The sequence below is a fragment of the Ruegeria sp. CDSC025 genome, assembly GCF_059610805.1.
The window spans coordinates 592,295-606,068 of record NZ_JBXWOJ010000001.1; the positions used below are offsets into that span (position 1 = coordinate 592,295).

Genomic DNA, 13,774 nt, shown 5'->3' on the forward strand with positions numbered 1-13,774 from the left:
CTGGGCCGCATTCGTTAAAAAAGTGTTTAGCCTAGTGGCCCAATTCAAGTAAGCAGAGAAATTATAGCAGATTTCGACCGCCTCGGGGAAAAATATCTTTAGGCAACAATCACTTGAGAATTTGCTTCGCTTTTCGGCATCAAGGTCGCAAATAGAACAGATAATGCCGTTCTGAATTGGAACACTGCGGCCACTGGATGAGGAACCAAATGCAGAACGAATTTTGGAAAATCCACCTGATCAGCCGCACAATCGGCGCGGATCGGGGACGTGCTGCCAGGGGGCGTCCTTCAGGCTTTTTGTAAGGCCTCTCAAAATACGTTTCTCACTATTGGATCCTAAACATGAACGACCAACCCCGTAACTCTTCCCGCAGTGGCGGACGTGCTGCGCGTCGTGCTGCCCGCGCATCTGCTCTGCCTGATCATCTGCGCCCTATCCGCCCGGGAATGGAGGGCGGACGCTACAAGCCACTGACTCAGCCACAAGTCGAACGCATTCACGAGGCCGCGCTGCAGGCGCTTGAAACCATAGGTCTGGCGGATGCTCCGCAAAGCGGGATCGACTATCTGGTTGGCGCGGGCTGCACACTTGGCGACGACGGACGCATCCGGTTTCCGCGCGCGCTGGTTGAAGACACCATTGCCAAAGCCAACCGCTCGGTCACATTGTTCAGCCGGGATGGTCAAACTGACCTGGAATTGTCGGGGGCAAAGGTTCACTATGGGACCGCCGGTGCCGCTGTCAGTATGGTTGAAGTCAACGGCCGCGAATACCGCGATTCGACTGTGCAGGATCTGCACGATGCCGCGCGGATTTGCCAACAGCTGGATAACATCCATTTTGTCCAACGCCCGATGGTTTGTCGCGATATTTCCGACAATCTCGAGATGGACCTGAACACGATTTATGCTTGTAGTTCTGGCACTTACAAGCATATCGGCACATCGTTCACCGATCCTAGTTATGTCGCGCCAGCGATGGAACTAATCCACATGATCGCAGGCGGTGAAGACAAGTGGCGCGAGCGGCCATTCATCTCGAACTCGAACTGCTTTGTCGTACCGCCCATGAAGTTTGCCACTGAAAGCTGTCAGGTGATGGAGGAATGCATCAAGGCAGGAATGCCTGTTCTTCTTCTTTCGGCCGGAATGGCAGGTGCAACTGCTCCGTCCACAATCGCAGGCGCCATTGCCCAGGCGACAGCAGAATGTCTTGCCGGTTTGGTTTATGTAAATGCCGTAAAGCCAGGTGCACCGGCGATTTTTGGAACCTGGCCCTTTGGGTTGGACCTTCGGACAGGCGCCATGTCCGTAGGATCAGGTGAACAGGCTCTGCTCAGCGCAGGCTGTGCCCAAATGCACAAGTTTTATGATCTGCCAGGCGGAGCCGCCGCAGGCGCGTCGGATTCCAAATTGCCCGATATGCAAGCGGGATGGGAGCAGATGTGCTCGAACGTCATGGCCGGCCTGTCGGGCCTGAATATGGTTTATGAATCCGCCGGGATGCACTCGTCTCTGTTGGGTTTTTGCTTTGAAAGCTTGATCTTAGGGGATGATCTTATCGGACAGGCGATGCGCTGCGTCCGCGGGATCGAAGTATCTGACGAAACACTGGCATTGGATCAGATGGCCGAGGTTTGCCTTGGTGGGCCCGGTCACTATTTGGGAACCGATGCCACACTTGGGCGCATGCAGGCCGATTATGTGTATCCCGCACATGGAGATCGAACGTCTCCGAAAGAATGGGTCGAGCTTGGCAAACCTGACTTGATCGAAAAAGCGACCGCGCGAAAACTGGAAATCCTGTCGACCTCTTCTCCGGCACAGTTCGATCCGGCATTGGATGCGCAGATTCGCAGTAAATTCAACATTCACCTACCCAGATAAACACCTAGAAAGGCGGCCAGAATTTTCGTCTGGCCGCCTTGATAATTTGTTGATCAGCCGTTTGTAGATGGCAGCAACCCGGCTTCCTGCGCGATTGCAATTTCATCCTGATCCAGCGCGCCGTCGCCATTTGCATCCATTGCTGCAAATCCGTTTGCATCAACGTCTGGCACGACGGCCTGAACTTCTTCGATTGTCAGAACGCCGTCCCCATTGGTATCCGCCGCAGACTGCGCGACAGCCAAAGTCGGCAGAGCAAAAGCAAGTGTGGAAAATGTGACCAGAGTATTCAGTTTCATTGTGATGCCTCCTGATAGAGTTTGTGTGTTTTGTGTCCGGACAAGCATCAAGAACACGCAATCACCACCAGTTGTCAGCCACTGAGTACCATCGCTTTGATTTCGCGCCAAACTCCGCGTGTTTGCCAGAGTCGCATCCGCGGTCTGTCGCTGGGTAAAACTCCCCCAAACACGGTCGGCGGTTCTTGCCCGATGGGAAACAGGCAATATGGCGAGGCTCTGCCGAGTTAACGGCTTTAGGACAAAAAGAAAGGGGGCCGAAGCCCCCTGTCAGTTTCGCCATCCAGGCTCCATTCGTTGACCGCCCGGTGTTTTGTTTGCCTGCGGCCTGGACGTCGCATGGAACGAGCGCACCCGTTCCGTGAAAGAGTGGGAAAGAGCAAATATTCCGCCCCACCCTGTTCCCGGCCAACACGGGCATGTCGGCCGAGTGGACCAAGGCATCGAAGGTAAGTCTCTGCGCCTTGATCCGTATTCGTCGGGGCCGGCAACTGTGGCAGCTTCCGACCCCTGCGCCCCGGGTTGCCGGGGCGCTTAACTCAGCTACACCCGCTTGTTGAGCCGCAGGTGTTGCATTTCATGCAAGTGCCGTTGCGCACCAACGTGTAGTTTCCGCATTCACCGCAGGGATCGCCCTCATAGCCTTGCATCTTGGCTTTGGTGCGGGCGTCCATTCCGGTTGCGGCGGCGGATTCAACCACCGAAGCTTCGAAAGTGGCTGCGGTTTCGGCCATGCCGTTAACTACGGTTTGTCCGCCATTGAGAACCATCAGTTCCTGCGGCATCCGTTTGCGCAGATACCCGGACGAGCTGATTTGTTTCAGAACTTCCAAAGACTTGGACGCCGCGCTTTCGCTGATCTCGGACACGTTCGAGACGCCCTCTTCCTCACCCCGACCCAGATCGTCAAAGCTTGCGCCTTCGGGTTTCACATGGGCCAGATCGGTGCGGTCCAGATAGGACACAGCCAATTCGCGGAAGATGTAATCCAGGATCGACGTCGCGTTTTTGATCGAGTCGTTGCCTTGTACCATCCCGGCGGGCTCGAACTTGGTGAAGGTAAAGGCATCCACGAACTCTTCCAGCGGCACGCCATATTGCAGGCCAACCGACACGGCGATGGCAAAGTTGTTCATCATCGCCCGGAAGCCCGCGCCTTCCTTGTGCATGTCGATGAAGATCTCACCCAGTTGGCCGTCTTCGAACTCACCGGTGCGCAGATAGACCTTGTGGCCGCCGACAATCGCTTTTTGCGTATAGCCCTTGCGGCGATGGGGCAGTTTTTCACGATGGCTGCGGATCATTTCCTTGACCACAACCTTCTCGATCACCTTCTCGGCCAGAACGACGGCTTTTTCCTGCGGCGTCCCGGTTTCCAGAACTTCTGCTGCCTCTTCGTCATCCTCGACCAGCGCGGCTGCCAATGGCTGCGACAGTTTCGAGCCGTCGCGATACAGCGCGTTGGCCTTCACACCCAGCGACCAGGAAAGCTCATAGGCCTTCTGGCAGTCTTCGATGGTGGCGTCATTCGGCATGTTGATCGTCTTGCTGATCGCGCCTGAAATAAAGCTCTGCGCGGCGGCCATCATCGTGATGTGGCTATCAACACCCAGGAAACGCTTGCCTTTCTTGCCGCACGGATTGGCACAGTCGAAGATCGAATAATGCTCTTCCTTCAGATGCGGCGCGCCTTCCAGCGTCATGGTTCCGCAAACGTGGTCGTTGGCCGCGTCGATATCCGCTTTGGTAAAGCCCAGATGGCGCAGCAGATCGAAGGTCGGGTCATTCAGCTTGGTCGCAGGAATGCCGAGAACACCGGTGCAGAAATCCTCGCCCAGAGTCCACTGGTTGAACACGAACCGGATGTCGAAGGCGCTTTCGAGCGCGGCATCCACTTTGGCCAGTTCATTGGGGCCAAAGCCGTGACCCGTCAGCGAGGTGTGGTTGATCCCCGGAGCGTTGCCGATGGTGCCATGACCAACCGCGTAGCTGACGATCTCTTCAATCTGAGCCGAGGAATACCCCTGCTTTTCCAGCGCTGCAGGCACCGAGCGGTTGATGATTTTGAAATACCCGCCACCGGCCAGTTTCTTGAACTTCACCAAAGCAAAGTCCGGCTCGATCCCAGTGGTGTCGCAATCCATCACCAGACCGATGGTTCCTGTTGGCGCAATCACAGTGGCCTGCGCGTTGCGATAACCGTTCTGCTCACCCAGGCTCAGCGCTTCATCCCAAGCTGACATCGCCAGATCAACCAAACGTTTATCCGGGCAGTTGCCATGGTCCAGAGGTACAGGCTTCACTGCCAGTTTCTCATACCCTTCAGTCACACCCTGAGATGCGCGTCGGTGGTTGCGGATGACCCGAAGCATGTTATCGGCGTTGCGCTCATAGCCATTGAACGGACCCAATTCGCCGGCGATCTCGGCCGAGGTTGCATAGGCTACACCGGTCATGATCGCGGTCAGCGCGCCACAGATCGCGCGGCCTTCATCCGAGTCATAGCTATAGCCCATGTTCATCAGCAGACCGCCGATATTGGCATAGCCCAAACCCAAAGTGCGGAAGTCATAGGACAGCTGCGCGATTTCCTTGGACGGGAACTGCGCCATGGTCACCGAGATTTCCAGCGTTAGGGTCCACAAGCGCGAGGCATGCATATAGTCCACTGCCTGGAACTCATCATCCTTGAGGAAAGTCAGCAAGTTCATCGACGCAAGATTACAGGCCGTATCATCGAGGAACATATATTCCGAACATGGGTTCGATCCGCGAATCTCCCCATCTTTGGGGCATGTATGCCACTCGTTGACTGTGTCGTGAAACTGGATGCCGGGATCGGCGCAGGCCCAGGCCGCGTGGCCAACCTTTTCCCACAGGTCGCGCGCCTTGACGGTCTTGGCGACTTTCCCGTTTGTGCGGTTGATAAGCTCCCAGTCCGCGTCCTTCTCGACAGCGGTCAGGAAGGCGTTGGTTACGCGAATCGAGTTGTTCGAGTTCTGGCCCGAAACCGAGCTGTAGGCTTCCGAATCCCAATCCGTATCGTAGGTCGGGAATTCGATGCTATCGTGGCCCTGCTTGGCGTAATCCAGAACGCGTTTGATGTAAGTCTCTGGGATCGCAACATTTTTCGCCTCGCGAACCGCCTTTTTCAGGCTGTCATTCGTCTTGGGATCATACGCGTCTTCCTGCGCGCCGTCCCAGCTGCGGATGGCCTCGAAAATGCCGTTCAGCATCTTCTCGTGCATCTTCGATCCGGCAACGATCGAGGCCACCTTCTGCTCTTCGATCACCTTCCATTCGATGAATTTCTCGATGTCTGGGTGATCTGCATCGACGATGACCATCTTTGCTGCTCGACGGGTCGTGCCGCCTGATTTAATCGCGCCAGCGGCGCGGTCGCCGATCTTGAGAAAGCCCATCAAACCCGAGGATTTACCGCCACCCGACAGTGCCTCGCCCTCGCCACGCAGGTGGCTAAAGTTGGTCCCGGTTCCGCTTCCGTATTTGAACAGGCGCGCCTCGCGGACCCACAGGTCCATAATGCCACCCTCGTTCACCAAATCATCATCTACGGACTGGATGAAACACGCATGCGGCTGCGGATGTTCATAGGCGGATTTCGATTTGGTCAGCTTGCCTGACTTATAATCGACATAGTGGTGCCCCTGTGCCGGGCCATCGATTCCGTAAGCCCAGTGCAGGCCGGTATTGAACCATTGCGGGCTGTTCGGCGCAGCGCGCTGAGTCGCCAGCATATAACGCATCTCGTCGAAATAGGCGCTCGCGTCATCCTCGGTCGAGAAATAGCCACCTTTCCAGCCCCAATAGGCCCAGGCGCCGGCAAGACGGTCAAACACCTGTTTGGACGAGATTTCGCCCCCAAATTCAGCGTCCTCAGCCGGAACAGAACGCCACAGAAATTCTGGGACATCCTTTTCCTTGACCTTCTTCAGCTTGGTTGGAACGCCTGCCTTGCGGAAATACTTCTGCGCGATGACGTCGCTTGCGACCTGGCTCCAGCTGGTTGGAACCTCGATATCGTCTAGGCGGAAAACGATGGTCCCATCCGGGTTTCGGATTTCTGACGTCGCAGAAGCGAACTTAAGCTCTGCATAAGCATCCTGTCCCGATTTGGTAAATTTTCTGTCAATCTTCATGTCCGCCGCCCTAGATTCAATCAACTTGTCCCTTGGCTTTTGATCCCAATAAACGGACCATCCGCCCTAACCGAAAATCTTGGGCGCAGGAAACCGGCCGCTGCCCGAAGCAGCGTGACCCCGTTCCGACGGACGCACGTAAGTATGATGTGCTCTCCAGCCCTCGCCCTGTGCCACGTTCTGGATTTTCTACCAGATTTAGTGGCAGCACTTTCGGCCTATACAATCTGGCGTATTCACACATAGATCGTCAACGGCCTTTTTCCGCCATTTTTGGAATCTTTTATGTTGACCGATCCGCATAGACAAACTGGTGAAGGACAGTTTCCGATTCCTCCACAGAGTTATCCGCCATGGTTCGCCATCACCTGGCCAAGTCCGCAATACGATTAACCGTTCTTTCCGGCTTACTTATCGCGATTTGATAAACCAGCCTTAAGATGTCTAGGTTGAAATAGAATCAGCATCCGGCCGATTTCGACATTACTCAGAGGTGCGCTTAAAAGCACATCCAACAAAGGGCAGACCGATCAATGACCGCGTTTCGAATAATTTCCCTGTTTGCCCTGATCGTGGCCTGCACGCCACAAGAAACGCCCGCCACATCGCGCAGCGCGCAGTTCTCAGCCTTTCCCGACAAGTTGTTTGCTACGTTCGAGACATCTTGCAACGGCCCGGGTGAGGAATTTAGGAAAATCGGAAATCGTCAGTTCGAGTGTCAGGAACTTCTGCCTCCGAAGACCACAGCCTACCTGATTCTCAACTATGACGGCTATCCACAGAACCTACCCAAAAGTGTGACTCGGCTGACCGCCGAAAAAAACGCAGGTGGCTATCTAGTTGAAGCGGATCTGTTTTTTAATGTGCCGCGCGAAACAGGGCCTGCTGCAAAAGTCCCTGTAGAAAGCAAAGAATTGGATAAAACCCTTAGCGCCATCTATCGAACGATGGGTGGGTCGCCATTTTAATTTTTGAAGAAGTGGTCGGGGCGGCAGGATTCGAACCTACGACCCCCTGTACCCAAAACAGGTGCGCTACCAGACTGCGCCACGCCCCGAACCGTGCGCCTTCCTAACCGTGCCGTTCTGATTTGAAAAGCCCTAACAGGGCCAAATCGCCGGACCATGTGAAAAAACTTTGTGCTGGATCTGTGTTCCAGGCGTGATCAGATAACGATCTGCGAGACCAGCGTTGATTTCCAACACCGCGAATACCGAATCGCCCCCTCCGATGGGGGTCAAATCACCGGGAATCGCGTTGTGATGAACTTTCGTTACCATACCCGTCTTATCTATGAAGATCAGGTCCAGAGGAATCAGCGTGTTCTTCATCCAGAACGCAACAGGTTGCGGCGGGTCGAATACAAACAGCATCCCTGAACGTACCGGAAGCGATTCTCGAAACATGAGTCCGCGCGATCGCTCCTGTGGCGACACGGCGAGTTCAATATCAAAGCCGATTTGGGACTTATCATTTTTCAGGCTAACACGATCTGTACGACAGGCGGCTTCTGCGCCACCGGCCCAAAGTAACAAGACGACAGTCAGAACCTTGAAAAGCCCTGCCATGGCAGATCAGTCATCCATGGCTGCTTCCCAGGCCATAACCTGGGCCGCCATCCGACCACGCTGTCCGTCTATGACCCGCATGGCCAATGCTTCACCGGGTTGCAGATCCGCAAGCCCCGAACGGCGTAGAACCTCAATATGCAGGAACACATCTTCGCCACGCCCGAATACATTAGCGAAGCCAAACCCTTTGCCCTTGTCGAACCACTTAACCCGCGCAGCCACCAAAGGAGCCGCTGCAATCTCAACTGGATCAAGTTCAGCAAAATCCGCGAGCATCATCGTATCGGCGCGCGCTGGCGGATCGACGCTGATGACTTCGACAGCTTGCACACCGCGATCAGTGCGATGCGTCATAATTTCGATGCCCGCCCCGTCTGCAACCGAGCTTTGACCGAAATTACGCAAAACGTTTACGTGCAGCAGAATATCCGGCCCACCTTCATCCGAGACGACAAAGCCGTATCCTTTGGCAGGGTCGAACCATTTAACGTGTCCTCGGACGCGGTACATGTTGTTCAGATCTTCTGGCACTGTGGTCCCACTGCGTTTTTTTTCACTTTGTTAAGGGTCCGATGTGTATGGGATTGACGCGCAAATTCAAGGTGAAAAATCCCTTTGTTATCTGCGCATTGCAATTCGCGACACGTGAACGTCATGGATTCAACCTCTGAATCTGCCATTCCGAAGCAGCGTCATCCCGGCACCACCTGAACCTGTCATGCAGACGAAATGCGCCGTCTGCCCAGAATTCAATTTCCGTCGGCACAAGCCGGTAACCACCCCAAAATTTAGGGCGCGGAGGGTTAGGGCCAAGCCTTGCGGTCACTTTCGCCACATCCGCCATCAGCGCGGAACGGCTGCTAAGCGGCTGAGATTGCTTGGACGCCCATGCACCAAGCCGACTTTTCAATGACCTAGAGGCATAATATTCATCAGCCTTTGGTCCATCCTCGCGCGTGATTATACCACGAACGCGGATTTGACGCCGCAAAGATTTCCAATGCATCACGAAGGCCGCCTTGCCAGCATTGTCCAACTCGCCTGCCTTGGCACTTTCGTAATTTGTGTAGAAAACGAAGGCGTCGGCTTCGATCTCTTTCAACAGCACCATTCGTACATTGGGCATACCATCTTCGCCCACGGTTGCCAGTGCAATCGCGTTAGGATCGTTGGGTTCACTCTTCACAGCTTCGCCCAGCCACCGCCCTGCTATTGCAAATGGGTCGGTTCCTGCGAAGATGCCATCACGTTCGCTCATTTCCATCCCCTGGAAACTATTGAGGGATACCCTAGGGCGAGTTCCCGCCACGGGCAAGAGTGCACGGCCTTGAAGCAGACCAGCCAATGGCATAAACCAACGCAACATAACGCGAAGACAGGCGGAGAACCGAACATGTCAAATCAGTTGATGGCCGGAAAGCGCGGCCTCATCATGGGACTGGCCAATGACAAATCAATCGCATGGGGAATCGCCCGCGCCTTGTCCGAGGCCGGGGCCGAGTTAGCATTCTCATATCAAGGGGATGCCTTGAAAAAGCGCGTTGACCCTCTGGCGGCACAGCTGGGCAGTGAAATCGTCCTGCCCTGCGATGTCAGCGATGAAGCCTCGATCGACGGATTGTTCGATGCGCTGTCCGAGAAATGGGGAAAGCTGGACTTTGTTGTCCACGCAATCGGTTTTTCAGACAAGAATGAGCTACGCGGGCGCTACGTTGATACGTCGCGGGCGAATTTCAACCTCACGATGGACGTGTCGGTTTATTCCTTTACTGCCGTGATGCAGCGTGCCGAAAAGATGATGACCGAAGGCGGCAGCGCCATCACCCTGACCTATTACGGTGCCGAACAGGTGATGCCGCATTATAATGTCATGGGCGTTGCCAAAGCCGCGCTGGAAGCATCGGTCAAATATCTGGCCGAGGATTTAGGCAAGGACGGCATTCGTGTAAATGCGATCTCGGCCGGGCCGATCAAGACGCTGGCCGCCAGCGGCATCGGCGACTTTCGCTATATCATGAAGTGGAACGAATATAACTCACCCCTGCGCCGCAATGTGACCATCGACGATGTGGGCAACTCGGCGCTGTATCTGCTTTCCGATCTAAGCGGCGGTGTCACTGGTGAGAACCTGCATGTGGATTCGGGATACCACATCGTCGGTATGAAAGCCGTTGATGCTCCAGACGTTGAGAAGGGTTGAATCATGAGTGCCAAGGACCGCCTGCCCCACGAAAAAGGCTTTCACATCAGCTGGGATCAGATTCACCGCGATTCCCGAGCGCTCGCTTGGCGGCTGGATGGGCAAGGTCCGGATGATGGAGCCTGGCGTGGCGTCGTTGCCATTACCCGTGGCGGCATGGCACCGGCGATGATTGTCAGCCGCGAGCTGGACATTCGCACAGTCGACACGATCAGCGTGCGCTCCTACCATCATCAGGATCAAGGCGAAGCCGAAGTGCTCAAAGCGCCCGACGCTGACCTCATGGGCGACGGCACCGGAATCCTGATTGTCGACGATCTGGTCGACAGTGGCAAAACTCTGGAACTGGTACGGGCGATGTATCCCAAGGCGCATTTCGCGACGGTTTATGCCAAGCCGAAAGGCCGCCCGATGGTTGACACTTTCATCACCGAAGTCAGCCAGGACACCTGGATTTTCTTCCCGTGGGATATGGCTTTGCAATATGTCGAACCCTACCGGGGCACGGATTGATCCGGCCCAAGCGCAGCAACTGACTGGGGCGCAGAGATGACCCGGACACGCACCGCCGCCACCTTTCCGCCCCCAGTCATGGAGGCGCGCCGGTGGATCGAAGGCGTGACCTTCCCTGAAGAGCGGCCCTTGATAAACGTAAGTCAGGCGGCCCCCGTCGATCCGCCTCCACTTGAGATGCGTCAGGCGATGGCGGCTTATGCGTCGACCGAGGATTCCGCTCATCTCTATGGCCCGGTTCTGGGCAACAGCGCCCTCAGGTCTGAGCTGGCCAGCCAGATTACGGTTCATTATGGCGCACCTGTCGTACAGGAACAGGTTGCGATTACCTCTGGCTGCAATCAGGCCTTCGCCGCTGCGATTTCCTCCATCACAGACCAAGGGGATGAAGTCATTCTGCCCACGCCGTGGTATTTCAACCATAAAATGTGGCTGGATATGACAGGTGTTAACGCCATTGATCTGAGAACTGATGATGGACTGTTGCCAGAGGTGAACGCGGCGCGGGATTTGATAACGGATAAGACCCGCGCCATTGCTCTGGTCACCCCGAACAATCCCGGCGGTGTCGAATACCCGGCTGAGCTGCTGCGCGCGTTTTTCGAACTGTCGCGCGAAACCGGAATTAAGCTTTTGGTTGATGAGACCTACCGCGATTTCGACAGCCGCAGCGGCCCGCCCCACGATCTGTTCGCTCAGCCGGGCTGGGATGACACTCTGATTCATCTATATTCGTTTTCAAAGGCCTACCGTCTGACCGGTCACCGAGTAGGTGCTGTTGCGACCAGTCCGTCGCTGCTGTCTGAGATTGAGAAATTTCTGGATACCGTCGCGATCTGTCCAAACCAAATCGGTCAGTTTGGTGCGTTTTGGGGGATGCAAAACCTGTCGCATTGGCTGGCCGATGAACGAAGGGAAATCCTCGACCGTCGCGCTGTCATTACAAGACAACTTCCCAAACTGACCAGTAAAGGATGGCGGTTGCTTGGGTTGGGCGCCTATTTTGCCTATTTCGAACACCCGTTTGACATCTCTTCGGATGATTTGGCCCGTCGGCTGGTCACGGATGCCAGCATTCTGTTGCTGCCAGGCACGATGTTCATGCCCGATCACGACCCGGCCGGGAAACGACAAGTCCGCATCGCATTTGCCAATCTTGATCGCAACGGAATTACGGAATTGTTTGACCGCCTGCACGCTCTCTCCTTCTAAGCTTGCCCCCCGGCGGTGCGCGTCGTATTCAGGGCCGCAACCGACAGGGCAAATACTTGCCGAATAAAACAAGAGGGCACCATGGCCGCAGGCATGAAAAATCTATCAAAGACCTTTGTCTGGATCCTCATGGGTCTTTTGATGCTGGGCCTTGCAGGATTTGGCGCGACCAGCCTGACTGGAACTGTGCACACTGTGGCGCAGGTGGGCAACGAAGATATCTCGATTGACGATTACGTCCGCGAACTTCAGCGAGAAATCCGCGCGGTCGAAAGCCAGACCGGCCAGCCCCTGCAAATGTCACAGGCCCGCGATTTTGGCTTGGACCAGCTAGCTCTGTCGCGCCTCACCGCGCTGGCGGCTCTGGATAACGAAGTTGGTCTGCTGGGTATTTCGATCGGCGATGAAAATTTGCAGGAAGAAATCGTCTCGATCCCTGCGTTTCAGGGGCCTGATGGTTCTTTCGACCGTGAGGCATATCGCTTTCAGCTTGAACAGGTTGGCATGACCGACACCGAGTTTGAAACCGATCTGAGGAAAGAATCCGCACGGACCATCGTGCAGGATGCCGTGGTCAGCGGAGTAGAAATGCCCTCGATCCTGACTGAAGTTCTGACAGACTTTGTCGGTGCGCGCCGCAGCTTTACTGTTGCAACCGTTTCGCCCGAAGCTTTGGCAGAGCCGGTTGCAACCCCAACCGATGAACAAATCCAGGCCTATTACGACGAGAACCAGGACCAGTTTTCCCTGCCCCGCACCAAAAAGCTGACCTATACGATTCTGTCGCCCAATATGCTGCTGGATAGTGTCGAGGTGGACGAAGATTCAGTTCTCCGGCTTTTCGAACAGCGCGCAGACGAGTTTCAGCAACCCGAGCGCCGCCTTGTTGAACGCCTTTCTTTTTCTGATGACGCCGCTGCGCAAGATGCCATGGCACAGATTGAAGTTGGCGGGACAACCTTCGAACAACTTGTCCGTGACCGTGAGCTTGAGCTGAGCGACGTGGATCTGGGCGACGTTACCCGCGACGACCTAGGCGATGCGGCCGAGGCCATTTTCGCGGCTGAACTGGACACTGTTGTTGGACCTCTGCCCTCGGTATTCGGCCCTGCCCTTTTTCGTATCAACGGCTCGCTGGCTGAGAACAACACTCCCTTCGAAGACGCCGCCCCAGCTCTGCGCGAAGAGTTGGCCGCAGACCGTGCGCGCCGCCAGATCGAGGCTCAGTCCGAAGACATCAATGACCTGCTTGCAGGCGGGGCAACACTCGAGGAGTTAGCAGCCGAGACCGGGATGGAGCTGGGACAAATCGACTGGACTCGCGCCAGTCAGGATGGCGTGGCCGCATATGACGGTTTCCGCAGTGCAGCCGAAGCCGTGCAAGACGGGGATTTTCCCGAGATTGCATTCCTGGAGGACGGTTCGATCTTTGCGCTGCGCCTGAACGAAACGCTGCCTCGTCGGCCTGAACCGCTGGAATCAGCGCGTGATCGCGTTGCGGCGGCCTGGACACAGGTTCAAACTGACAAAGCGTTGGAAGACCACGCGAATGCCGTGTTGGAGCAGTTGCAGGAGAACGGGGATTTCACCACGACCGGCCTACCTCACCGCGTGGAAAACGCTCTGACACGAACTGCATTTCTAGAAGATGTACCCGCAGGTTTCATGCCGGAAGTGTTCGACATGGAACTAGGAAGCTATCGTGTCGTTCCCGGTGCCGGGGTCGCGTTGATCGTTCGACTTGACGAATTGTTGCCCCCTGCCGAGACCGATGAACGCCGTCAGGTTCAACAAGCGCTGGCCGCTCAGCTGAATCAGGCTCTGGCACAGAACATTTTCGATGCCTATGTTCGCGACGCCCAGGCCCGCGCCCGTCCTGTGGTGGATCAGCAAGCACTGAACGCCGTTCAGGCGAGCTATTAATTAAGAG

Annotated in this window: 11 protein-coding genes and 1 tRNA gene; 6 read left to right on the forward strand and 6 right to left on the reverse strand. The window is 55.7% G+C overall.

Annotated elements, in window-relative coordinates; translation table 11 throughout:
* Positions 1 to 344: 344 nt before the first annotated feature.
* A complete protein-coding gene (locus tag AC2FH8_RS02985; RefSeq protein ID WP_142633641.1) occupies positions 345 to 1,889 on the forward strand; it encodes a trimethylamine methyltransferase family protein in 1,545 nt (514 codons plus the stop codon).
* A gap of 53 nt (positions 1,890 to 1,942) precedes the next feature.
* On the opposite strand, the gene AC2FH8_RS02990 is transcribed toward AC2FH8_RS02985, so the two are convergent.
* Together AC2FH8_RS02990 and AC2FH8_RS02995 are read right to left on the reverse strand one after the other, a co-directional pair.
* On the reverse strand, positions 1,943 to 2,188 hold the full coding sequence (locus AC2FH8_RS02990) for an EF-hand domain-containing protein (protein ID WP_281972051.1): 246 nt from the start codon (positions 2,186 to 2,188) through the stop codon (positions 1,943 to 1,945).
* A 539-nt stretch (positions 2,189 to 2,727) separates the two neighbouring features.
* Positions 2,728 to 6,348, reverse strand: a complete 3,621-nt coding sequence (locus AC2FH8_RS02995) for a vitamin B12-dependent ribonucleotide reductase (RefSeq protein WP_496688177.1) — start codon at positions 6,346 to 6,348, stop codon at positions 2,728 to 2,730.
* A 533-nt stretch (positions 6,349 to 6,881) separates the two neighbouring features.
* Between AC2FH8_RS02995 and AC2FH8_RS03000 the strand changes: the two genes are divergently transcribed.
* Entirely contained in the window at positions 6,882 to 7,316 is a 435-nt protein-coding gene (locus AC2FH8_RS03000; RefSeq protein WP_496675753.1) for a hypothetical protein, read from the forward strand.
* A gap of 12 nt (positions 7,317 to 7,328) precedes the next feature.
* Here AC2FH8_RS03000 and AC2FH8_RS03005 read toward each other — a convergent pair.
* From AC2FH8_RS03005 to pdxH, 4 genes are all read right to left on the reverse strand, one after another.
* A tRNA-Pro gene (locus AC2FH8_RS03005) sits at positions 7,329 to 7,405 on the reverse strand.
* A gap of 43 nt (positions 7,406 to 7,448) precedes the next feature.
* The gene (locus AC2FH8_RS03010; RefSeq protein ID WP_142633632.1) at positions 7,449 to 7,916 is read right to left on the reverse strand and encodes a DUF192 domain-containing protein; all 468 of its coding nucleotides are present in this window, start codon (positions 7,914 to 7,916) and stop codon (positions 7,449 to 7,451) included.
* A 6-nt stretch (positions 7,917 to 7,922) separates the two neighbouring features.
* Complete coding sequence (locus tag AC2FH8_RS03015; RefSeq protein ID WP_282021219.1) at positions 7,923 to 8,429, reverse strand: cold-shock protein; 507 nt, start codon at positions 8,427 to 8,429, stop codon at positions 7,923 to 7,925.
* A gap of 142 nt (positions 8,430 to 8,571) precedes the next feature.
* Entirely contained in the window at positions 8,572 to 9,177 is a 606-nt protein-coding gene (pdxH, locus tag AC2FH8_RS03020) for a pyridoxamine 5'-phosphate oxidase (protein WP_496688179.1), read from the reverse strand.
* 135 nt (positions 9,178 to 9,312) lie between these two features.
* Here pdxH and fabI point away from each other — a divergent pair, with 135 nt between their 5' ends.
* The 4 genes from fabI (at position 9,313) to AC2FH8_RS03040 (ending at position 13,767) form a co-directional block, all read left to right on the forward strand.
* A complete protein-coding gene (gene fabI, locus AC2FH8_RS03025; protein WP_142633624.1) occupies positions 9,313 to 10,119 on the forward strand; it encodes an enoyl-ACP reductase FabI in 807 nt (268 codons plus the stop codon).
* Between the two features lie 3 nt (positions 10,120 to 10,122).
* Complete coding sequence (gene gpt, locus AC2FH8_RS03030; protein WP_496688181.1) at positions 10,123 to 10,632, forward strand: xanthine phosphoribosyltransferase; 510 nt, start codon at positions 10,123 to 10,125, stop codon at positions 10,630 to 10,632.
* Between the two features lie 36 nt (positions 10,633 to 10,668).
* The gene (locus tag AC2FH8_RS03035; RefSeq protein WP_496688183.1) at positions 10,669 to 11,844 is read left to right on the forward strand and encodes an aminotransferase; all 1,176 of its coding nucleotides are present in this window, start codon (positions 10,669 to 10,671) and stop codon (positions 11,842 to 11,844) included.
* 81 nt (positions 11,845 to 11,925) lie between these two features.
* Positions 11,926 to 13,767, forward strand: a complete 1,842-nt coding sequence (locus AC2FH8_RS03040; protein ID WP_496688185.1) for a peptidylprolyl isomerase — start codon at positions 11,926 to 11,928, stop codon at positions 13,765 to 13,767.
* Positions 13,768 to 13,774 lie beyond the last annotated feature (7 nt).